This window comes from Bacillus sp. FSL K6-2819, from assembly GCF_038008305.1.
Taxonomy (GTDB): domain Bacteria; phylum Bacillota; class Bacilli; order Bacillales; family Bacillaceae; genus Bacillus; species Bacillus amyloliquefaciens.
In genome coordinates, this window is sequence record NZ_JBBOYV010000001.1 from 925,143 (window position 1) to 948,298 (window position 23,156).

At 47.3% G+C, this 23,156-nt stretch carries 22 protein-coding genes; 19 read left to right on the forward strand and 3 right to left on the reverse strand.

Features of this window, described 5'->3' with window-relative positions; translation table 11 throughout:
• Positions 1-150 precede the first annotated feature (150 nt).
• Positions 151-1,542, forward strand: a complete 1,392-nt coding sequence (locus MHH91_RS04855) for an L-cystine transporter (protein ID WP_013351629.1) — start codon at positions 151-153, stop codon at positions 1,540-1,542.
• A gap of 291 nt (positions 1,543-1,833) precedes the next feature.
• Positions 1,834-2,169 carry a M20/M25/M40 family metallo-hydrolase gene (locus MHH91_RS04860; RefSeq protein ID WP_013351630.1) on the forward strand — a complete coding sequence of 112 codons (336 nt, stop codon included), beginning with the start codon at positions 1,834-1,836 and terminating at the stop codon, positions 2,167-2,169.
• A gap of 168 nt (positions 2,170-2,337) precedes the next feature.
• On the opposite strand, the gene MHH91_RS04865 is transcribed toward MHH91_RS04860, so the two are convergent.
• Positions 2,338-2,844: a hypothetical protein gene (locus tag MHH91_RS04865; protein WP_013351631.1), complete on the reverse strand. Its 507-nt coding sequence runs from the start codon at positions 2,842-2,844 to the stop codon at positions 2,338-2,340.
• 143 nt (positions 2,845-2,987) lie between these two features.
• Here MHH91_RS04865 and MHH91_RS04870 point away from each other — a divergent pair, with 143 nt between their 5' ends.
• Positions 2,988-3,479 carry a YhcN/YlaJ family sporulation lipoprotein gene (locus MHH91_RS04870; RefSeq protein ID WP_013351632.1) on the forward strand — a complete coding sequence of 164 codons (492 nt, stop codon included), beginning with the start codon at positions 2,988-2,990 and terminating at the stop codon, positions 3,477-3,479.
• Positions 3,480-3,601: 122 nt separating this feature from the next.
• Positions 3,602-4,504 (forward strand): hypothetical protein, encoded by a 903-nt coding sequence (locus MHH91_RS04875; RefSeq protein ID WP_013351633.1) that lies wholly within the window; start codon positions 3,602-3,604, stop codon positions 4,502-4,504.
• Here the strand turns inward: MHH91_RS04875 and MHH91_RS04880 are convergent, their stop codons facing one another.
• Positions 4,505-5,173, reverse strand: a complete 669-nt coding sequence (locus MHH91_RS04880; protein WP_013351634.1) for a spore coat protein — start codon at positions 5,171-5,173, stop codon at positions 4,505-4,507.
• Between the two features lie 186 nt (positions 5,174-5,359).
• Between MHH91_RS04880 and MHH91_RS04885 the strand changes: the two genes are divergently transcribed.
• Positions 5,360-7,423, forward strand: a complete 2,064-nt coding sequence (locus tag MHH91_RS04885) for a bifunctional metallophosphatase/5'-nucleotidase (RefSeq protein ID WP_013351635.1) — start codon at positions 5,360-5,362, stop codon at positions 7,421-7,423.
• On the forward strand, positions 7,420-8,016 hold the full coding sequence (locus MHH91_RS04890; RefSeq protein ID WP_013351636.1) for a class D sortase: 597 nt from the start codon (positions 7,420-7,422) through the stop codon (positions 8,014-8,016). The genes MHH91_RS04885 and MHH91_RS04890 overlap by 4 nt, the downstream gene beginning before the upstream one ends.
• Here MHH91_RS04890 and MHH91_RS04895 read toward each other — a convergent pair.
• A complete protein-coding gene (locus MHH91_RS04895; RefSeq protein WP_013351637.1) occupies positions 8,013-8,921 on the reverse strand; it encodes an RluA family pseudouridine synthase in 909 nt (302 codons plus the stop codon). The two genes, MHH91_RS04890 and MHH91_RS04895, sit on opposite strands and share 4 nt — an antisense overlap.
• A gap of 109 nt (positions 8,922-9,030) precedes the next feature.
• Here MHH91_RS04895 and MHH91_RS04900 point away from each other — a divergent pair, with 109 nt between their 5' ends.
• From MHH91_RS04900 to MHH91_RS04960, 13 genes are all read left to right on the forward strand, one after another.
• Positions 9,031-9,426: a DUF5365 family protein gene (locus MHH91_RS04900; protein ID WP_014471644.1), complete on the forward strand. Its 396-nt coding sequence runs from the start codon at positions 9,031-9,033 to the stop codon at positions 9,424-9,426.
• A gap of 131 nt (positions 9,427-9,557) precedes the next feature.
• Positions 9,558-9,980 carry a CBS domain-containing protein gene (locus MHH91_RS04905; RefSeq protein WP_013351639.1) on the forward strand — a complete coding sequence of 141 codons (423 nt, stop codon included), beginning with the start codon at positions 9,558-9,560 and terminating at the stop codon, positions 9,978-9,980.
• A 128-nt stretch (positions 9,981-10,108) separates the two neighbouring features.
• Positions 10,109-10,798 (forward strand): HAD family hydrolase, encoded by a 690-nt coding sequence (locus tag MHH91_RS04910; protein WP_013351640.1) that lies wholly within the window; start codon positions 10,109-10,111, stop codon positions 10,796-10,798.
• The gene (locus MHH91_RS04915) at positions 10,791-12,329 is read left to right on the forward strand and encodes a bifunctional GNAT family N-acetyltransferase/carbon-nitrogen hydrolase family protein (RefSeq protein ID WP_013351641.1); all 1,539 of its coding nucleotides are present in this window, start codon (positions 10,791-10,793) and stop codon (positions 12,327-12,329) included. Before MHH91_RS04910 ends, MHH91_RS04915 begins: the two co-directional genes overlap by 8 nt.
• Before the next feature lie 240 nt (positions 12,330-12,569).
• Positions 12,570-13,922 (forward strand): aspartate aminotransferase family protein, encoded by a 1,353-nt coding sequence (locus MHH91_RS04920; RefSeq protein ID WP_118977612.1) that lies wholly within the window; start codon positions 12,570-12,572, stop codon positions 13,920-13,922.
• A gap of 16 nt (positions 13,923-13,938) precedes the next feature.
• Entirely contained in the window at positions 13,939-14,514 is a 576-nt protein-coding gene (locus MHH91_RS04925; protein WP_014469957.1) for a glycerol-3-phosphate responsive antiterminator, read from the forward strand.
• A 173-nt stretch (positions 14,515-14,687) separates the two neighbouring features.
• Positions 14,688-15,515, forward strand: a complete 828-nt coding sequence (locus tag MHH91_RS04930) for an MIP/aquaporin family protein (RefSeq protein WP_014469958.1) — start codon at positions 14,688-14,690, stop codon at positions 15,513-15,515.
• Between the two features lie 16 nt (positions 15,516-15,531).
• Positions 15,532-17,022: a glycerol kinase GlpK gene (glpK, locus tag MHH91_RS04935; RefSeq protein WP_013351645.1), complete on the forward strand. Its 1,491-nt coding sequence runs from the start codon at positions 15,532-15,534 to the stop codon at positions 17,020-17,022.
• Positions 17,023-17,159: 137 nt separating this feature from the next.
• Positions 17,160-18,827 carry a glycerol-3-phosphate dehydrogenase gene (gene glpD / locus MHH91_RS04940; RefSeq protein ID WP_013351646.1) on the forward strand — a complete coding sequence of 556 codons (1,668 nt, stop codon included), beginning with the start codon at positions 17,160-17,162 and terminating at the stop codon, positions 18,825-18,827.
• 132 nt (positions 18,828-18,959) lie between these two features.
• On the forward strand, positions 18,960-20,702 hold the full coding sequence (locus MHH91_RS04945) for a phospho-sugar mutase (RefSeq protein ID WP_014469959.1): 1,743 nt from the start codon (positions 18,960-18,962) through the stop codon (positions 20,700-20,702).
• 144 nt (positions 20,703-20,846) lie between these two features.
• Positions 20,847-21,986 carry a GAF domain-containing sensor histidine kinase gene (locus tag MHH91_RS04950; protein WP_014469960.1) on the forward strand — a complete coding sequence of 380 codons (1,140 nt, stop codon included), beginning with the start codon at positions 20,847-20,849 and terminating at the stop codon, positions 21,984-21,986.
• Positions 21,986-22,630 (forward strand): response regulator, encoded by a 645-nt coding sequence (locus MHH91_RS04955; protein WP_014469961.1) that lies wholly within the window; start codon positions 21,986-21,988, stop codon positions 22,628-22,630. Before MHH91_RS04950 ends, MHH91_RS04955 begins: the two co-directional genes overlap by 1 nt.
• A complete protein-coding gene (locus MHH91_RS04960) occupies positions 22,631-23,155 on the forward strand; it encodes an NADPH-dependent FMN reductase (protein WP_014469962.1) in 525 nt (174 codons plus the stop codon).
• The last annotated feature ends 1 nt before the right edge of the window (position 23,156 follow it).

Sequence of the window (23,156 nt, forward strand, 5' to 3'; positions counted from 1 at the left end):
ACAATCACCCTTATATAAGTTACTAAAGAAAGGGTGGAAAGAAAAGAGAAAAGTCTATAAAAATACATATATTGTCAATTCTTACTTGACCGATCGGAATTGATATAATATAGTGTTAAAGGATAATGAACAAGGGAGTGTTTACCTGTTTTGGAGAATTTATTTGTTGTCTTACATGTTTTCATAATGCTTTTGCTTATAGCAGGTCTGTTTGTGATGCAAAAAAAACACGTTTCCTTTTCTAAACGTGTCTTTACCGCGCTCGGATTAGGCATTGTATTCGGTTTTGCACTGCAATTGATTTACGGGCCGGCTTCACATATCGTTACACAAACGGCCGATTGGTTTAATATCGCCGGCGGCGGTTATGTCAAATTGCTTCAGATGATCGTCATGCCGCTCGTCTTTATTTCCATTCTCGGCGCATTTACGAAACTGAAGCTGACCCATAACATCGGAAAAATCAGCGGCCTGATCATCGGAATTTTAATCGCCACGACAGCAATTGCCGCGGCAGTCGGAATTGTTTCGGCGCTTTCCTTTGATCTGAAGGCCGTTCATATCGACCAAGGGAGCACTGAGTTATCAAGAGGACAGGAGCTGCAGCAAAAATCTGAGGATATGACGGCCAAAACGCTGCCTCAGCAAATCGTTGAACTTCTGCCGGCGAATCCGTTTCTTGATTTCACGGGGGGAAGACCGACTTCCACCATCGGAGTCGTTATTTTCGCCGCTTTTCTCGGCATCGCTTTCCTCGGAGTGAAACGGAAGCAGCCGGAGCACGCTGCGACATTCAGCGGAATTGTCGATGCGGTTTACGCGATTATTATGCGAGTCGTTACATTAATTTTAAGGCTGACGCCTTACGGGGTATTGGCGATTATGACAAAAACGATCGCGACAAGCGACATCGACAGCATTGTGAAATTGGGCATGTTTGTTATCGCTTCATACGCCGCGCTTATCGTCATGTTTATCATTCACTTGCTGCTGATTACGTTCAGCGGTTTAAATCCGGTCACATATGTGAAAAAAGCATTTCCGGTCATGGTGTTTGCCTTTACGTCCCGTTCTAGCGCAGGGGCTTTGCCGCTCAATATTAAAACACAAAAAAGCATGGGCGTACCGGAAGGAATTGCGAACTTCGCAGGTTCATTCGGCTTATCGATCGGACAAAACGGCTGTGCCGGCATTTACCCGGCGATGCTTGCGATGATGATTGCGCCGACGGTGGGGCAAAATCCGTTTGAACCGGGATTTATCATTTCCGTCATCGCGATAGTGGCAATCAGTTCCTTCGGTGTAGCAGGCGTAGGAGGCGGCGCGACATTTGCGGCTCTTCTCGTCTTATCCGCTTTAAACATGCCTGTTGCGCTTGCCGGTCTGCTCATTTCAATTGAGCCGTTAATTGACATGGGGCGCACCGCCTTAAATGTCAGCGGCAGCATGACTGCGGGACTGTTAACAAGTAAAATGACGAAGGAAACCGATACCTCGGTTTATAATGATTCTTCCATCGTCATTGAAGCTGAAGAAGCTTAACTAAAGCCTGCCATTGGCACATAAGTTTTTTGTCAGCCACACTGCATGGCTGGTCTCATAAAAATAAAATTCTCGACCTTAAAAAGCCTTAACTTCACCCGGAAGTTAAGGCTTTTTTTAGTGAGAAGAAAGACGTTTGCCGCTGCATTAATTGTCTGTTCCCCAGACTATCAGTGTCTCCCTCAGTATTAATCACTAGGTTTTGAGCCAAATGCTATCAATGTAATTCCGTCATTAGCGACATTTACAGTTGATTTATGTGATCCGGACGAAAAGAGACCTCAAGAAGAATTGGCACTAGCCAATTACCTGAAAGATTTGGTAGAGTCTGAAAGCGCATCTATTACATCTGAACAATTAGTCCGTTTTAATCCCGTGGTATTTGATAAAAATATCGTTGAATTGATTGAGCGGGCTGCAAATAAACGAGGGCTGGAATCGAAACGGATGACCTCCGGAGCCGGGCACGATGCACAAATGATGGCCCGCATCTGTCCAACGGCTATGATTTTTGTCCCAAGTGTAGAGGGGATCAGCCATAACCCTGAAGAGTACACGAAAGATCATGACCTTGCAGCGGGTGCCCATGTATTGTTAGATGTCGTTTGTAATCTATCGTCTGACTAATATCAAAATCAATTTATAGCTTGGGATGATGGATGGAGCCTTACGGTTAAACAAGATGCCTGTTGTGACAATTGTTAACGAATGAAGGATTTTTTAGCTCACCGAGTCCAAAACCGGCGGGATTAAAGAACCCACGAATCCTTACTAGACAAGGATTCGTGGGTTTTTTTACTGATTTCCGGGTTCGATTTCTTCCAGCATATTCATCACGGTGCTGTCATTTAAAACATTTACCGCGCTTTCTTCAAAGTGAATCGGCTCCGTATAGTGAGGCTTTGCCGAAGTTTCTTTTCTGCGGTCTGTCTGTCCGTCTGTATGCCTCCGGCTGTGTTCATGAGACGAAGATGATGCGCCGGAGTGATTGCGGGAAGTCTGCTCATGCTGCTGGCGGCCGGATTCCCCGCCGAAAGCCTGTTTGATCAGCTCGGCAGGCTGCATGGAGCCGGTTTGTGAGTGCCGGGCTTTGTCTGTATGCTGCTGGCGGCCGGATTCCCCGCCGAAAGCCTGTTTAATCAGCTCAGCAGGCTGCATGGAATGAGCGCCATCCTTATGCTGCATTTGTCCTGAAACCATTCCGGTGATTTTGCGGCGGATTTCCGGTGATAAAGCTGCGATCAAAAGTGATGATCCGATCAGCAGCGCTGTCGGGCTGATGCCTTTTTTTTGTCTGAACAAGTTAAATCCCTCCTCATTCAATTGATTACGCTTATCTTTTCCTTTCCTTCTGAAATTTATCCAAGCCGCATAAAGCAAACGGCGTGCATAAATCCCGCCGAATAGAAAAACCTATACGTAAAGTGAGAAAGGAGGAATTCAACATGATAAAAAAACAAGCAGTTATTTCTGCCCTTCTTCTGCCGATGCTGATTACCGCAGGGTGCAGCATGGGGAACCAGGGAGAAGGAAAACGAAATGACAACCGTACCCAGAATGTAAATTACCGCAACACGCCTACTGATCATAATAACAACCGTAACCTGAGAGTAGCTGATAAAGCCGCAGACAAGGTGACTGATCTGAAAGAAGTTAAAAATGCAACTGTGATCGTTGCCGGAAACAGCGCTTTTGTTGCCGTTGTTTTGACAAATGGGCAAAAAGGCGCCAGTGCCAACCATTTAAAACAAAAGATTACCGATAAAGTGAAATCAGCCGATAAACATGTCCGGACAGTATATGTATCAGCAAACCCGGATTTCGTTGAACGTATGCAAGGCTACGTAAAACGAATCAAAAACGGCCACCCTGTATCCGGTCTGTTTGATGAATTCGGTCAAATGGTGCAGCGTGTATTCCCAAATCCCAATAAATAAATGAATTTGAAAAAGCCGCATTCTGCTGCGGCTTTTTTATTTTATCTGCCGTCACGTCCCAACGCTCAGGCGCATAAGGTAAAGAATGAGATGAAAATTGAAGGATCGGGGAGGGAGCTTGTTTGCGTGACAGCATGGGGAAACGGGCGGTATTCACTCTGATCCTGTGCGGAGTCCTTGTCATATTGGCTGTCAGTTCAGCCGTTTCAGTAAGTATGATGTACGTCCTGTCAGGCCAAAACAGCCGCTCTGTTCCGACGAAGGAACAAGTGACTGAACACATGAATAAAGAAATTTACAAACATACAGCGATTTACTATACGGCGGATGAAAAGCCGCTCTTGGATCTGACCAAGCTTACGCTAGACTACGCAAAGCGTATCAGCCAAATCATTGTCGGTTATAAAGGAACAGCGCCCCTTGAACTCATTTTCTTTTCGGATGAAGCTGAAATTGAGCAATATTCAGGGTTAAAAAATGTAGTCGGTTTTTATTCAGAGCAGGAGCAGATGATAGGACTGTTGCCTGAAGAGAAAAAACAGCTTTTGAAAAAAGATGAGCTGGCTGTTTTTATGTATAAGCAATTGATTATACATGAATATACGCACTATGCGTTTCATCAAAAAACACGTCAAATGGGGACGGCTACGTCTGTATTTCCGCTTTGGTTTCATGAGGGGCTGAGCGAGTGGGTCGCGCATTATGATGTAGTCATTGATCCGATTACATTTTCCGTCGTGCCGTTTGATCAATTAACGACCGACCGAAAATGGCAGAAATCGCGTATGGAATATGAGACGGATGTGTATTTGCAAAGCTTTTATATGATAAAGGATTTAACCGATACATTCGGAGAAGGCATTATTTTAACCATTATTAACAAAACAGCCGAAACACAGGATTTTGAAAAAGGCTTTGAAGCGGCTACAAAAGAAAGCCTGAAACGCTTTGAACATGATTTCACAAAAGCATATGAAAAAAAGAAAACGGCATTGGAGAGACAGGTATCCAACGCCGTTTCTTAATCAATGCAGGTTTTGCTGCTGCTGTCCCGTTTGGCCTTTAGTCGGAGGCATCTGCGGCTGCCCCTGCGCCGGCGCAAAGGAATTCAGCATGGTCTGCATATCTTGTGCATTGAGCTGAGGAACCTGATAATAACCGTGTTTGTTTTGGTATAAGAAGATTTCATAAGCCATTTCAACGTATTGCTGAATTTGAGCGGAGAGCACTCTTCTTGTCACAGGATTGGTCATTTCAAGCGAGCTCATCGTCAAGAGAGAAGCTTGTGCTTTAATCAGGCCGAGCATATGGCCGCTTATCCCAAGATCTTTGACATCACTTAATGATTGATTCGGTTTTTTCGGCTGTGTCGGTTTTATACCGTACACGGCTTGGTTCTGTTCCTTCATCATATATGTTGAAGTTTCCTGAGAAGGCTTTTGACCGGTCTTAAAGCATTCTGCCGTCAGATTATAGAGTCCGAGAATGAATTGGTACTGGCGATCAAGGATATCGGCCAGCTGCTGATCCTGTATAAATTGTCTGAGCATCATAAATTGATCCAAAACGCCGACTGTTCCGGCCAGTACTTCATGCATATCGAAAAGCTCATGTCCTCCGTGATTCACTTGCGGTGAACCCGGCATCCCCTGATTTACTGGCGACTGCTGCTGCTGATTCTGCTGCTGTTCCACTGGTTGTATTCCTCCTTCATGTCAAATCAGATGTGAAGAAAGCCGATCCGTTATACATCAAGACCTAATTCGTTACATGGTGATTATTTACTATTTTGCGCCAGCGAAGACAATCTTTACAAAAAAGTGATGTGATTTTTAAGAAAATAAGCTAACGTATTTCTTAGAAGACAAGGGGGGAAATGTATGAAGAAAAAAAGGTGTATGCGTCAGTGGTTCTGTCTGCTGGCGGTTTGTTTTATGATTTTCAGCGTAAAAGATGCGGAAGCAGTCGGACAAGCCGGTCCTCTGAATGAATCTGGAACGGATAAGGCAGATAAAGAACAGCGGACAGAAGACCCCGGCCGTGTCCCGCTCAGAATCATCAGCATGAATGATCTGCACGGAAAAATTGATCAGCAATATGAGCTGGACCTTAACGGAGACGGTAAACCGGACGGCACCTTCGGCCGGATGGACTACGCTGCGGCGTATATTAAAAAGGCGAAAGCCGAGAAAGAAAACGCCCTCGTGGTGCATGCGGGCGATATGATCGGGGGCAGTTCCCCTGTGTCAGCCCTTTTTCAAGATGAACCGACAGTTGAACTGATGGAAGACATCGGTTTTGATGTCGGAACTGTCGGCAACCATGAATTCGATGAAGGAACAAATGAGCTGATGCGGATCATCAATGGAGGAGATCATCCGGACGGTAAGGGGACAAGCGGTTATGACGGCCAAAATTTCCCGCTCGTTTGCGCCAACTGTAAACTGAAATCAGGAGAGTCCTTTCTGCCGCCGTATGAAATCAAATACGTTTCCGGAATTCCGGTCGCTTTTATCGGGGTTGTAACAAGATCGGCAGCAGGCATGGTCATTCCGGACGGAATCAAAAATATCACGTTTACCGATGAGGTAAAGGCCGTAAATGAAGCCGCCGCCGACCTGAAGAAGAAAGGAATTAAAGCAATCGCAGTGCTTGCCCATATGTCTGCTGAACAAAATGGCACAGCGATCACGGGAGAATCCGCAAAGCTGGCCGACGGGACAGACTCGGAGATTGACGTGATTTTCGCCGCGCACAATCACAAAGTCGTAAACGGGGAAGTCAACGGGAAGCTGATCGTGCAGGCATTTGAATATGGAAAAGCAATCGGAATCGCCGATCTCGAACTTGATAAAAAGTCGAAGGATATCGTAAAAAAATCAGCGGAAATCCAATACATCGATCAAAGTAAAATTAAGCCTGACCCGGCAGCGGCAAGCATATTAAGCAAATATGAAGAGAAAGTGAAACCGATTGTCAGCGAAGTGGTCGGGGAAGCGGCCCATGAAATAACGGGCGGCTATTCAAATGACGGGGACACGGCACTCGGAAATCTGATTGCCGACGGTATGAAAGCGAAGATGAAATCCGATTTTGCGCTAATGAATGGCGGCGGCATCCGGGACGGCATAAAAAAAGGGCCGATCACATGGGGAGATCTTTATAATATACAGCCGTTCGGCAATGTACTGACGAAGCTTGAAATCAAAGGGAAAGATCTGCGAGACATCATCAATGCGCAAATTTCCCCGGCTTACGGCCCGGATTACAGCATCAGCGGATTTTCTTATACATGGAACCCGGAAACCGGAAAAGCGGTTGATATGAAAATGGCGGACGGGACAGACATACAGCCCGAAAAGGTATATACATTAACAGTCAATGATTTTATGGCAAACGCAGCCGGGGCAAAATACGGCCCAATCGGGAAACTTGGGAAACATCCGGTGACGGGGCCGGAGGATTTGGAAGCGACAGTAGACTATGTCAAAAGCTTTTCAGCTCCGATTACTTATCAAGCGGAGGGCCGCATCCGCACGGCATCAGGAACCGAATCACCTGATGACACCGGAAACCCGCCGGGGAGAGAGGAAACACCCGGAGGCAGCAAACCTGATAACGGAGAAAAACCCGATCCGGCGGAAAAACCAGCTAAAGAAGATAAACCTGCTGGGGCAGAACAGCCTGATCACACCAAAAAACCTGAACGTCCTGTCATAGAAGAAACAGCTTCAGACACCGTGCAACCAATTCCTGAAACCCACGCTGAGCCGGCTCCAAATCTGGAACAAAGCACAAAACAGACTGAAAGCGGCACACAAAAAGGCCGCCCATTGCCTGATACTTCAGCGGGCAGCCATCAGACGGCGCTGGCCGGCATGCTGATTACGGGCGCCGGCGTATTTTGGCTGTACAGAATGAAAAGGAGAACCCGCACACCATGAACAAGCTGAAACACATTCCGCTTCTTGTCATCATCATCGGTGTCATTATCACATGTTATGGAAGCTGGAAGATCGTCGATTCACATATGAAAACAAACCAATCGCTTGAGGAAGCAAAAAAAGCGGCTGAACCCGTTCTGGCAAAGAAAGAAACGAATAGAGCCGCTTTGGCGCAGCGCAAAAAAGAATTTCACCCCAAAACAGGTGAAGCAAGCGGTATTTTAGAAATCCCTAAAATCGACGCTGACCTCCCGATTGTGGAAGGGACTGACGCAGATGATTTAGCAAAAGGCGTTGGACATTACAAAGACAGCTATTATCCGGATGAACACGGCCAAATTGTATTATCCGGCCACAGGGACACGGTGTTCCGCCGGACCGGCGAACTGAAAAAAGGAGACAGACTGAACGTGATTCTGTCTTACGGCACGTTTTCTTATAAAATCAGGCATACAAAAATCGTCAGCCGGGATGATACGTCCGTCATCACCCTTCAGCACGAGCGGGAGGAACTGATCCTGACCACTTGCTACCCGTTTTCTTATATCGGAAATGCGCCGAAACGATACATTATATATGCCGACCCGGTTTAAGAGAAATACGTTTCGGCAAAGTGTGCCAGATCAGCCGGCATCGGCGCTTCGGCAACAATTTCTTCTCCGGAGATCGGATGGACGACACTGACCTTTTTTGCGTGAAGCGCCTGTCTGTGAAACAGCGCCCGGCTTCCGCCGTACAGCTCATCTCCCGCTAACGGATGGCCGATGCTTGCCATATGCACCCTGATTTGATGTGTTCTTCCGGTTTCCAATTCAAGCTCAACCAGTGAAAGCTGTGCGCCGGGATGATAGCCTTTCACTTTGTAATGGGTGACGGCGGCTTGTCCGCCGGGTGAGACGCGCCTTCTGACGGAATGTGACCTGTCACGGCCGATCGGAGAATCAACCGTGCCTTTTTTCGGCTTCACTTTCCCCTCCGCCGCGGCGATATAGGTGCGTTTTAATGTTTTGGTTTCGAGCTGACGGTCAAGGATTGCATGAGCCAGCCGATGTTTAGCGAAAACGACCGCACCTGACGTGTCCCGGTCAAGACGGTGAACGTGGCGCACTTTCGCCTGTTCGCCATTGATTTGAAAATGATAAGCGATCAGGTTGCTGAGGGTTCCGGTCTGACCCTCTTCATTCGGATGAGTCGGCATCCCCGCCGGCTTATTTGCAATCAGCATATGACTGTCCTCAAATAAAATTTCCGCTTCTCCATATTCCGGAACCACCGTAGAGTCCGTTTTTTCCTGAAGATCAATGAATAGGCGGTCTCCGGTTTTCAGTATGATGTTGTTTTTGGGAGATGTTCGATTTACTTGAATGCTTTCTTGGTTCATCCATTCAGTTATCACGGGTTTTGACGCCTGAAATTCTGATTTCAGGACAGAAAACAGCCATTGTCCGGCGTGTTTTTCCGTAATCAGAAGCTCCAGCCCGCGGTCATTTTGTTTCATATCATAAAGCTCCTTTTCAAGCGGAAAGCGGCTGTTTCAATAGGAAACACTTACCTTAGCTTTCGCGTTTTTTTCTATGCTATTCTTGATAAAGATTAAGGATATTCACATGGCAAGAAAGGTGATTGATGTGAGAATTGTGAACGCAGCGACTGACGGACAAGAAAGCGTAATACAAGAGCTTTCCTCTGAATTGTTCCAAAATGTCTTTCCTCTTTATTTCCCCGAACTGGAAATTCAGCGCTTTAAAAAAAGGGGCGTATTATCTTTACAAAACCAACTTTACCAAGGAACTTTAAAGGAAGCGTTTCAAATTATGGCTTGTCTGCAAACGGTACATAGCATGCTGTCAAAGCAGCACCGGGTATATGATGCGAAAGAATGGGCGCTGTTTAATAAAAATTGCGCTTTGCTGAATGATTGCGGGATGAATTTTCCGTTTACTTATGATGATTTTCAGACAGGGGCCGGATCAGAAGCCTGCGGTTACAGAAGGCTGATCTGACGGATGAAAAGAGCCTTTTTACAGGCTCTTTTTTTGCTTCTTTGACATGATACCACAATTTCTTTCCTCTAACTCCCTTTATAATGAGACAAACCCCCGAGCATAATAAATGTCGAAAGGGGTGCTTTACAATGAGTTCAATCAAACAATCAATGACTACCCACGTAGCTACCGTTTCTCCTAACCAAACGATTCAGGAAGCGGCTGCGCTGATGCATCAGCATAATGTCGGAGCGATTCCCGTCGTTGACGGAGGAGAGTTAAAAGGAATGCTGACAGACCGTGATATCGCATTGAGAACAACGGCTCAAGGCCGTGACGGCCAAACACCTGTTTCACACGTGATGTCTTCTAAAGTGGTATCCGGAAATCCGGAGATGAGTCTTGAAGAGGCGTCACAGCTGATGGCCCAACACCAAATCCGCCGCCTTCCCATTGTCGATCAAAATCATCTGGTCGGGATCGTTGCGCTTGGAGACTTAGCGGTCGATCAGCGTTCAAATGAGTCTGCGGGAGCAGCTCTTTCTAATATTTCCAGCCAAAACACACAGTAACGGATGAAGAGAGCTTGCACTGAATGCAGGCTCTTCTTTCCGTCCGAATGTTACTTTTTGAACGCGAAAGACATTCAAGGTATAGTGTATACATAAGTCAGTACGATTAGCTAAAGGAGCTGTAAACAGTGATAAAAGCATTAATCTTTGATTTTGACGGGTTAATTTTAGATACAGAAACCCACGAATATGAAGTGCTGCAGGAAATGTTTGAAGAACACGGATCGACATTGCCTTTATCCGTCTGGGGAAAGGTGATCGGAACGGCTGCGGGGTTTAAGCCGTTCGCCTATTTAGAGGAGCAGCTGGGAAGAAAGCTTGATCATGACGAACTGACGGCGATCAGGCGCGCGCGCTTCGAACAGCGGATGAAGACGGAAACGGCGCGTCCCGGGGTTGAGGCTTATTTAGCCGCGGCAAAAGAATTAGGATTGAAGGTGGGGCTCGCTTCAAGCTCAGATTTCAAATGGGTATCGGGCCATCTGAAGGAATTAGGTCTGTTTGATGAATTTGAAGTGATTCAGACCGCTGACGACGTAGAGGAAGTGAAACCGAATCCGGAGCTTTATCTGAAAGCGGCGGAACATTTAGGCGTTGAACCGTCTGAATGCCTTGCCTTTGAGGATTCCGTCAACGGCTCAATCGCCGCCAAACGCGCCGGCATGAAATGTGTCATCGTGCCGAATAAGGTAACGGGCGCTCTGTTGTTTGAAGAGTACGATCACAGACTGGAATCAATGGCGGAAATGGAACTTGAATTACTTTTACAGCGATTGAACAATCAAAACGAACCGGCAGGGGGAAACAGCATTGTCTGAGAAACTTGATCTGACCCGTTTTGAAAAGAAAATGGTCATACGGAATATGGAAGAAAAAGATATCAACAAAATTATTGAGCTGCAAAAAGATTGTTTCCCGGGGATGGAGCCTTGGGAGCCTGAGCATTTAATCAGCCACCTCGCGCATTTTCCGGAAGGTCAGTTTTGCGCGGAGTATGAAGGGGAAATTATCGGTTCATGCTCCAGCCTGATCATCAATTTCGATGAATATGATGACCGCCACACATGGCAGGACATTACAGACGATGGTTATATCACGAACCACAACCCGGACGGGCTGAACTTGTACGGGATTGAAGTGATGGTCCATCCGGCATACAGACGGATGAAGATCGGACATCGGCTGTATGAAGCGAGAAAAGATCTGGCGAGACGATTGAATCTGAAAAGCATCATTATCGGCGGACGGATTCCGAATTACCATAAGTATGCGGAAGAAATGACGGCGAGAGCCTATGTTGAACAGGTGACGCGCCATCAGATTTATGATCCGGTGCTTTCCTTCCAGCTGATGAACGGATTTACGCTTATGCGGATCAATCCGAATTATCTTCCGGATGACACCGCGTCCATTAAATATGCGACATTAATGGAATGGAACAATGTCGATTACCTGCCGCAGTCGAAGCGCTATTACAAATCGGCATTTCCGGTGCGCATTTGCGTCATTCAATATGAAATGAAAAAGATTTATTCCTTCGAGGAATTTGCCAATCAAGTTGAATATTATGTGGACGTGGCTTCCGATGCGCGATCTGATTTCGCGGTGTTCCCAGAGATTTTCACGACGCAGCTGATGTCTTTCCTTGAGGAGCGTTCTCCGAGTCTGGCTATTCAGAGGATTACCGAATATACCGAGGACTATATCAGCCTCTTTACAGACCTCGCGGTGAAATACAATGTCAACATTATCGGCGGTTCCCACTTTGTTGAAGAAGAGGGGAAAATTTATAACATCGCCTACTTATTCAGACGTGACGGCACGATTGAAAAACAATATAAGCTTCACATTACGCCGAATGAACGGAAATGGTGGGGCATCAGCGCCGGAGACAGGGTGCGCGTATTTGATACGGACTGCGGAAAGATCGCCATTCAGATCTGCTACGATATCGAGTTTCCGGAGCTTGCGAGAATTGCCGCGGATCAAGGGGCGAAAATTATCTTTACGCCGTTCTGTACTGAAGACCGCCAAGGCTACTTGCGCGTAAGGTACTGCTCTCAGGCGAGGGCGGTTGAAAATCAGATTTACACCGTCATCTCAGGCACGGTCGGAAACCTGCCGCAAACAGAAAATATGGATATTCAGTACGCGCAGTCAGCCATTTTTGCTCCGTCTGATTTTGAATTCGCCAGAGACGGAATCGTCGGTGAAACGAATCCGAATATCGAAATGGTCGTTATCGGGGACGTCGACCTTGAAATTTTAAGAAGGCAGCGTGAAAACGGAACCGTGCGCCAGCTGAAAGACCGGCGCAAAGACATTTACCGGATTACGCATCTTAAATAAAGAAAGCCCGCTCCGCTTAGGGGCGGGTTTTTTTATAAAAACACTTGCACCGTACCCCGTTTCGGGATATGCTCTTGTAGCCCTTTCGCTTTCTGGGAGAAAGCGTTTTTTATTTGCCGCCGCTTTGTTGACTCGCCCGCGCTGCGCCTTTATATTCTTATTAAGAGGAAAACTTCACCAAGAAAATCGGCGTCAGAAGCCGTGCAGCTTTCGATACAGTGCAATGATATTGAAAGGGAGATGAGCGGTGTGGAACATGTACAAAAAAATCAGTCACTCAAACAAAAGGATAAAGAGCTGATTTGGCACGCGATGAAAGGGGCGGAGCCGGATGACAGCATAATCGTCCAAAAAGGGGAAGGCGCCTGGGTTACGGATATTGACGGCAGGCGGTATTTGGACGGCATGTCAGGACTGTGGTGCGTCAATATCGGATACGGGAGAAAGGAACTTGCCGATGCGGCCTACAGCCAATTGAAAGAGCTTCCTTATTATCCGCTGACCCAAAGCCATAAACCCGCGATTGAACTTGCGGAAAAACTGAATGAATGGCTCGGCGGCGATTATGTAATCTTCTTTTCCAACAGCGGATCGGAAGCAAATGAAACCGCGTTCAAAATTGCCCGCCAATACCACATTGAAAACGGCGATCACAGCCGCTTCAAATTCATCTCCCGATACAGAGGCTATCACGGCAATACGATGGGGGCGCTCGCCGCTACCGGCCAGGCGCAGAGAAAATATAAATATGAGCCGCTCTCACAAGGATTTTTGCATGCAGCGCCGCCTGATCTCTATCGGAATCCCGCCGATGCTGACACTTTGGAAAGCGCACATGAAATCGACCGGATCATGACGTGGGAGTTAAGCGAAACGATTGCCGGTGTTATTATGGAACCGATTATTACAGGCGGTGGGATACTGATGCCTCCGGACGGGTATATGGCGAAGGTAGAGGAAATTTGCCGCTGCCACGGCGCGCTGCTGATCAGTGATGAAGTCATTTGCGGTTTCGGCCGCACGGGAGAGCCGTTCGGATTTCAGCATTACGGCGTCTCGCCGGACATCGTCACAATGGCAAAAGGCATCACGAGCGCTTACCTGCCGCTGTCGGCGACGGCAGTGAAACGGGAGATTTTTGAGAAATACTCGGGCGGTGAGCCGTACGGCCGCTTCCGGCACGTGAATACATTCGGAGGCAATCCGGCAGCCTGCGCTCTCGCTTTGAAAAACCTGCAATTGATGGAGGACGAAAATCTGATCGCCCGTTCCCGGGAGCTTGGGGAAAGGCTGCTCCGGGAGCTTCAGCCGCTCAGAGAACATCCCGCGGTCGGAGATATACGCGGAAAGGGCCTTCTCACAGGCATCGAGCTTGTAAAGGACAAAATCACCAGGGAACCCGCTGATGCCGCCGCTGTGCAGCACGTCATCACCTCGTGTAAGAAAAAAGGCCTGCTTGTCGGGAAAAATGGCGATACTGTTGCGGGATATAATAATGTCATTCAGCTGTCACCGCCTTTTTGCCTGACTGACGAAGAGCTTTCTTTCATCATTTCGACCGTCAAGGAAAGCGTGCTGAGCATTGATTTTTAATGTAAAGGAGTAAAACATGAGTTTTCACAACCAGCAGATTTTACCGGCTATCCGGAACATGAAGCAATTCGATGCATTTTTAGAAAGTCCGTTCTTATACGGCGTCATTTTAGATATTCACCTCGGTCAATTAAAAGGTGTCGTGAATGAAGCGAAAAAACACGGAAAACACCTGATGATTCACGTCGATTTAATTCACGGCATTAAACATGATGAATACGGTGCGGAGTTCATTTGTCAGGACATCCGGCCTGCCGGCATCATTTCAACGAGATCCGCGGTCATCGCCAAAGCGAAACAAAAGAAAATATATGCGATCCAGCGTCTGTTTCTCTTGGATACAAGCGCCGTGGAAAAGAGTATGGAATTCGTCGGTAAGCATAAGCCCGACTTTATCGAGGTTCTCCCGGGCATCGTTCCGACTTTAATCCGGGAAATTAAAGAGATGACGGGGATACCGATTTTTGCCGGCGGCTTTATCCGCACGGAGCAGGACGTTGAAAACGCCCTGCAGGCAGGGGCTACGGCCGTGACGACTTCAGACACCGATTTATGGGCTAAATATGAACATTCTATGACAAAAAAAGATTGACACCGCTTACACCCGTTGTTACAATAGACCTAGGTTAATACTATGTGATGGAGACCCGGAGACCCACAACAGCTCTTTACGAAAGGCAATAAAGCGTAAAGCGGTTTGTTGTGGGTTTTTTATTCTCTATAACTCTGTCAAACCTGCTATTTTGTCATTTAGGAGGAATGATGATGACAGCATTTTGGGGAGAAGTAATCGGTACAATGCTGCTTATTATTTTCGGCGGCGGCGTTTGTGCGGGAGTCAACTTAAAGAAATCGCTTTCATACCAATCCGGATGGATTGTTGTTGTATTTGGCTGGGGGCTGGGCGTAGCCATGGCGGCATATGCTGTCGGCGGCATCAGCGGCGCTCACTTGAATCCGGCTTTAACGATAGGCCTTGCGCTTGAAGGCAGTTTTCCTTGGAAAGACGTCCCTGTTTATATTGCGGGACAGATGATCGGAGCCATTATCGGTGCGGTTATTGTGTACCTTCATTATCTGCCCCATTGGAAGGCGACGGATGATCCGGCCGCTAAACTGGGCGTTTTCTCAACCGGACCGAGTATTCCTCATACATTTGGGAATATGATAAGTGAAGTCATTGGTACATTTGTGCTTGTGCTCGGCATTTTGGCAATCGGAGCGAATGAATTTACAAAAGGGCTGAACCCGCTGATTGTCGGATTTCTCATCGTTGCCATCGGAATTTCTCTTGGAGGAACGACCGGGTATGCGATCAACCCTGCGCGGGATTTGGGGCCTAGAATCGCGCACGCCTTTCTGCCGATTCCGAAAAAAGGGCCGTCAAATTGGAGATATGCCTGGATTCCCGTTCTCGGTCCGATCATGGGCGGTGCGTTCGGCGGCGTATTTTACAATGCCGCGTTTAAAGGGAATGTGACACCTAGCTTTTGGTTTGTAAGCGTTATAATGGTTATCGTGCTTTTCATACTCTATATTTACACCAAAAAATCTCAATCACAGAAAACATTATCAAATTCTAAATATATTTAAAAAGGAGAGCGGCATCATGGAGACCTATATTTTATCAATTGACCAAGGCACAACAAGCTCAAGAGCGATTCTTTTTAATAAAGAAGGAAAAATCGTGCATTCCGCTCAAAAGGAATTCACACAGCATTTCCCTCAGCCGGGCTGGGTGGAGCACAATGCGAACGAAATCTGGGGAACGGTGCTCGCTGTTATCGCGACTGTTATCTCCGAGTCCGGGATCAGCGCTGATCAAATTGCCGGAATCGGCATCACGAACCAAAGGGAAACGACGGTCGTATGGGATAAAGACACCGGAAAGCCGATATACAATGCGATTGTATGGCAGTCCAGACAAACATCCGGCATTTGCGAAGAGCTTCGTGAAAAAGGATACAGTGATACATTCAGACAAAAAACGGGGCTTCTGATCGACCCTTATTTCTCAGGAACAAAAGTCAAATGGATTCTTGACAATGTAGAAGGCGCCCGGGAAAAAGCGGAAAACGGAAATCTTCTGTTCGGAACGATTGATTCATGGCTCATCTGGAAAATGTCCGGAGGCGCGGCACACGTAACGGATTATTCCAATGCCTCAAGAACGCTGATGTTTAATATTCATGAATTAAAATGGGATGATGAACTGCTTGATATTTTAGGCGTGCCGAAATCCATGCTGCCTGAAGTGAAACCGTCTTCTCATGTATACGCGAAAACGGTTGATTATCATTTCTTCGGTAAAAATATTCCGATTGCGGGGGCGGCAGGAGATCAGCAGTCAGCGCTGTTCGGTCAGGCGTGCTTTGAAGAAGGCATGGGGAAAAACACATACGGCACAGGCTGCTTTATGCTCATGAATACCGGTGAAAAAGCCATTACTTCAGAGCACGGCCTGCTGACGACAATTGCCTGGGGATTAGACGGAAAAGTTGAGTATGCGCTGGAAGGAAGCATCTTTGTCGCTGGTTCTGCCATCCAATGGCTGAGAGACGGCATGCGGATGTTCCAGGATTCGAAAGAAAGCGAGACATACGCAGAGCGTGTGGATTCCACTGACGGTGTTTATGTCGTGCCTGCTTTTGTCGGATTAGGCACACCGTACTGGGATAGTGACGTGCGCGGCTCAGTCTTCGGCCTGACACGCGGAACGACGAAGGAGCATTTTATCCGTGCTACGATTGAATCGCTCGCATATCAGACGAAAGATGTTCTTGACGCCATGGAGGCTGATTCAGGCATCTCTTTGAAAACATTGCGTGTAGACGGCGGAGCGGTAAAAAATAATTTCCTTATGCAGTTCCAAAGCGACTTGCTTGATGTTCCGGTCGAACGTCCGCAAATTAATGAAACGACGGCGCTCGGTGCCGCATATTTAGCCGGAATTGCTGTCGGCTACTGGAAGGACAGCGCTGAAATCGCTGATCAATGGAATCTGGATAAGCAATTCAAACCGGATATGGAAGATGAAAAACGCGAAGAATTGTACAGTGGCTGGAAAAAAGCAGTAAATGCAGCTATGGCTTTTAAATAAGATAAAATTGTGGTATACTGAAAACAAGTTAATAGGAACGGTCCTGAGATGAGGAGAGACCACAGCACCAAAGTGATGACAGCGCTTTGGCTGTTGTGGTCTCTTTTTCTATACCGTGACAACAAGGAGGAAACGTAATGATGAATCACCAATTTTCAAGTTTGGAACGGGATCATATGCTGGAAGACATGACTAAAAAAACATACGATCTGTTTATTATAGGCGGAGGTATTACAGGTGCCGGTACGGCGCTTGACGCTGCTTCAAGAGGAATGAAAGTCGCTTTGAGCGAAATGCAGGATTTTGCGGCTGGCACATCAAGCCGATCTACAAAGCTTGTCCACGGCGGCTTGCGTTATCTGAAACAATTTGAAGTCAAAATGGTCGCTGAAGTCGGTAAGGAACGTGCCATTGTATATGAAAACGGCCCGCACGTGACGACGCCGGAATGGATGCTGCTTCCGTTCCATAAAGGAGGCACATTCGGTTCATTCTCTACTTCCATCGGTCTGCGTGTGTATGACTATTTAGCAGGGGTGAAAAAAGCAGAGCGCAGAAGCATGCTGTCTGCAAAAGAAACACTGCAGAAAGAGCCGCTTGTCAAAAAAGACGGCTTAAAAGGCGGAGGCTACTATGTAGAGTACCGGACGGACGATGCGAGACTGACGATTGAAGTCATGAAAGAAGCCGTTAAATTCGGTGCAGAGCCTGTCAACTATTCTAAAGTGAAAGAGTTGCTGTATGAAAAAGGAAAAGTTGTCGGCGTTTTAGTTGAAGATTTGCTGTCAGGCAAGGAATACAAAATTTATGCCAAAAAAATCGTCAATGCGACAGGTCCGTGGGTTGACCAGCTGAGAGAAAAAGACCACAGCAAAAACGGTAAGCATCTCCAGCATACAAAAGGGGTCCATCTTGTATTCGACCAATCCGTATTCCCGCTTAAGCAGGCAGTGTACTTTGACACGCCGGACGGCCGGATGGTGTTCGCCATTCCGCGTGAAGGAAAAACATATGTAGGTACGACAGATACGGTTTACAAACAAAAACTTGAGCATCCGCGCATGACTGTGCAGGATCGTGATTATGTCGTCAGCTCTATCAATTATATGTTCCCGGAACTGAATATTACGGCTGACGATATTGAATCAAGCTGGGCCGGCCTCAGACCGCTCATTCACGAAGAAGGAAAAGATCCGTCTGAGATCTCCCGTAAAGATGAAATCTGGACATCTCAATCCGGCCTGATTACAATCGCCGGAGGAAAACTGACGGGTTATAGAAAAATGGCTGAGCACATTGTCGATCTTGTCCGCGACCGTTTAAAAGAAGAAGGCGGCCAGGACTTCGGCGGCTGTAAAACGAAGACGATGCCGATTTCCGGAGGACATGTCGGCGGCTCTAAAAACTTCGAGTCATTTGTGGAAGCAAAGACAAAAGACGGCTTGAAAATCGGTTTATCACAGGAAACTGCTAAGCAGTTAGCCATCAGATACGGCTCTAACGTTGATAATGTCTTCAACCGCATTGAAGGTCTGAAAGACGAAGCGGCAAAACGCCAGATCCCGGTTCACATTTTGGCGGAAGCGGCTTACAGCATTGAAGAAGAGATGGCTGCGACACCTGCTGATTTCTTCGTCCGCAGAACGGGCAGACTGTTCTTCGACATCAAATGGGTGAAAACGTATAAAACGGCTGTGATTGATTACATGAGCGACCGATTCCAATGGGATGATGAAACGAAAGCGAAACACACCGAGTGGTTAAACACGCTGCTGCATGATGCGGTTGTTCCGCTCGAACAATAATAATCGGAGGGCTGTGCCGAAAAGGCATAAGCCCTTCTTTTTACATAAAGCGTTGAGTTAAGTTATCAAGTGACACGGACAGCCGCTTCATATTAAAATATGGTCATAAGCTGAAATTATAGGAGGACGAACATGAGTTGGAGTAAGAGTTACGAACGCTGGAATCAGGCCGAACATTTAGATTCAGAATTGAAAAAATTATTGGCGGCCGCAGAAGGAAACGAGCAGCTGCTGGAAGACTTTTTCTACAAAAATCTGGAGTTCGGAACAGGAGGCATGAGAGGAGAAATCGGACCGGGCACAAACAGAATGAACATTTACACGGTCCGCAAAGCATCCGCCGGACTCGCGGCGTATATCGCCAAACATGGCGAGGACGCGAAAAAAAGAGGCGTTGCGATCGCGTACGACTCCCGTCATAAATCCCCTGAGTTTGCGATGGAAGCTGCCAAAACCCTTGCTTCCCAAGGCATTCAAACATACGTATTTGATGAGCTCCGCCCGACGCCTGAGCTGTCTTTTGCGGTGAGAAAGCTGAACGCTTATGCGGGTATCGTCGTGACGGCCAGCCATAACCCGCCTGAATATAACGGATATAAAGTGTATGGCGATGACGGCGCACAGCTGCCGCCGAAAGAAGCGGACATCGTCATTGCTGAAGTGAATGCCATAGAAAATGAATTAACGATTCAAGTTGAAGATGAACAGGCGCTGAAGGAAAAAGGTTTAATTAAGATTATCGGTGAAGAAATTGATAAATCATATACTGAAAAACTGACTTCCATCTCCGTTCATCCCGAGCTTTCAGAAGAAGTGGACGTCAGCGTTGTGTTCACTCCGCTGCACGGCACGGCGAATAAACCGGTACGCCGCGGTCTTGAAGCACTCGGTTACAAAAACGTCACTGTCGTAAAGGAACAAGAGCTTCCGGACCCGGATTTTTCAACCGTCAAATCGCCAAACCCTGAAGAGCACGCGGCATTCGAATATGCGATTAAGCTCGGAGAAGAACAAAATGCCGATATTCTCGTCGCTACGGACCCGGATGCCGACCGTCTCGGCATTGCCGTGAAAAACAGTGAAGGCAAGTATACGGTACTGACGGGGAACCAGACAGGCGCGCTTTTATTGCACTATCTGCTTTCCGAGAAGAAAAAACAGGGGTCCCTTCCGGAAAACGGCGTTGTCATGAAAACGATTGTCACAAGCGAATTGGGCCGCGCCGTCGCTTCATCGTTCGGATTAGATACGGTTGACACGTTAACAGGCTTCAAATTTATCGGTGAAAAGATCAAAGAATATGAAAAATCCGGCCAATACACATTCCAGTTCGGGTATGAAGAAAGCTACGGCTACTTAATCGGAGATTTCGCCCGTGACAAAGATGCGATCCAGGCTGCGCTGTTAGCCGTCGAAGTATGCGCTTTTTATAAAAAGCAGGGCATGTCGCTTTATGACGCGCTGCTCTCCATCTTTAAAGAATACGGATATTATCGTGAAGGCTTGAAGTCATTGACGTTAAAAGGAAAACAGGGAGCCGAACAGATTTCCGCTATCCTGACTTCATTCCGAAATGATCCGCCAAAGCAAATGGCCGGAAAACAAATTACGCAAGCTGAGGATTATTCAACAGGAAAACGGACTGTATTTGCCGGTCATCGGGAAGAGAATATTGATCTTCCGAAGTCAAACGTCCTGAAATATTTCCTTGAAGACGGCTCTTGGTTCTGCCTTCGTCCATCAGGAACGGAGCCGAAAGTGAAGTTCTATTTCGCAGTGAAAGGCACTTCTTTACAAGACAGCGAACAGCGTCTTGCAGCATTATCTGACGCCGTCATGAAAACGGTGGACAGCATAGTGGAAAAAACGAAATAAACAACAAACCGCCGGAAGCGACATCCGGCGGTTTTTTTTATGCCTCATCCGAAAGTATGAGAAAAAATCATGCTGAAAACAAAGGAATATGCAGATAAGAATTGATATAATATGGATAATTCTGATTGGCCGGAGTGAGGGAGTTTGACGAAAACGACGGTAGAAACGTTAAAAACATTAAAAGCGATTGCGGAAACATTAAACCAAAGCCACGATATGAAAGGAGCGCTTGATAAAGTCCTGCGCGAACTGCTCAGTCTGACCGGGCTGCAGACAGGATGGATTTTTCTGATTGAGCCGGACGGATCCTATACGCTCGCCGCATCCGCTTATTTACCGCCGGCTCTCGGTCAGCGGGACAATGCATTAATGTGCAGCGGGGACTGCTATTGTCTGACCAAATTCAGTAACGGCGGGTTGACCAAGGCTGTAAACATTATGAATTGTAAACGGATTGAATTTGCGGAACAGACGACGAACTGCCGCGACACGGAGGGCATTACCCATCATGCGACCGTTCCCCTTGAAGACGGCGGCCGGAAATTCGGTTTACTGAATGTCGCTGCAAGTGAAAAGACATTTTTCAACGAAGAAGAACTGCATCTTCTTGAAGCGGTTGCGTTTCAAATCGGAACGGCGATCCAGCGGATGAAACTGGCTGAATTTGAACAGCAGAACGCCTTGTTGATGGAACGAAGCAGACTGGCGCAAGAGCTGCATGATTCCGTCAATCAGATGCTGTTTTCTGTCAGCTTAACGGCAAAAGCCGCTAAAAGCTTGACAGATGATGAACGGCTCCGGCAGATGATTACGTTCATCCAGGAGCTCTCTCAGGATGCGTTAACAGAAATGAGGGCGCTCATTTGGCAGCTGAGGCCGGAAAGCTTAACGAAAGGGCTGTATGCGTCGATCAAAAGCTATGCCGCTCTCATCGGTCTGGAAGCCGTCTGTGACATGGAAGATGAACTGGAGCTTACGGATGAACAGGAACATGCGCTATGGCGGATCGCCCAGGAAGCTTTGAATAACTGCAAAAAGCATGCGGGAACGAACTTCGTTACCATTTCCGCCGTTAAAAAGCCGGATTACGCTGAGCTTACCATTAGCGACCATGGAGCCGGCTTCAGCACTGATGCGCATGTGGGACTGCCGTCGCTCGGCATTGCCGGCATGAAAGCGCGCGCCGAAGCAATCGGAGCCCGTTTTACATTGCAATCTGAGCTTGGCGGCGGAACGATTGTCTCCGTTCGGCTTCCGTTTTTCGGGATAGGAGGGTCTGACTGATGAAAATTGTGATCGCTGATGATCATCACGTTGTCCGCAAAGGACTGCGCTATTTCTTCGCCACTCAGGAAGATATTGAAGTTGTCGGTGAGGCGTCTACCGGTGCTGAAGCGCTTCAGCAAGCTGAAAAGACGGGGCCGGACATCATTTTAATGGACTTATCAATGCCTGATATGGATGGCATTGAAGCGGCAAACATTGCGGCTGAACGATTTCCTGACATCAGCATAGTCGTGTTGACCAGCTATTCTGACCGGGAGCATGTCATTCCCGCCCTAAAAGCCGGCGCCAAAGCGTATCAGCTGAAAGACGCCCAGCCCGATGACTTAGTGAAAACGCTCCGTGAAGTATATTCCGGACGTTACAGGCTGTCGGCGGACATTGTGCCTCACGTGCTCAATCATATGGTTCAGGATGATCAGAATAAGGAAAAATATTATCAGCTGACCCCTCGTGAAAAAGATGTTCTTCAAGAAATAGCCAAAGGGAAAAGCAATAAGGAAATTGCCGCATCTCTGTTTATTTCTGAAAAAACAGTGAAGACCCATGTGTCCAACCTGCTGTCAAAGCTGAATCTTTCCGATCGGACGCAAGCGGCATTGTATGCCGTAAAATATAATATTTCTGGAAAGGCGGTAAAATAAATGAGCATATTAGTGATCAGCGGCACCCCGAGAAAAAACGGGCGGACTAGAATTGCCGCTTCTTATATCAGAGACCGGTTTCATACCGATTTTATTGACTTGAGCGAAAGCGGACTGCCGCTATATAACGGTGAAGAAGAACAGAATGAATTGCCTTCAGTGCAAGAGCTGAGACGGCTTGTGAAAAAGTCGTCTGCCGTCGTCTTATTATCTCCCGAGTATCACAGCGGCATGAGCGGAGCGTTAAAAAACGCCATTGATTTTTTAAGCAGCGAACACTGGACCTATAAACCGGTGGCAATCATTGCTGCGGCGGGCGGAGGAAAAGGCGGCATGAACGCACTGGCGAATATGCGGACGGTCATGCGGGGCGTCTATGCAAATGTTATTCCGAAACAGCTGATTTTAGATCCGATTCACATTGACATGGAGCGCAAGACCGTATCTGAGGATATGGCGGTCAGCCTGAAAGACATGATGGAAGAGCTGAACATGTTTATAAACACAGGAAATCCCGGCGTTTGAC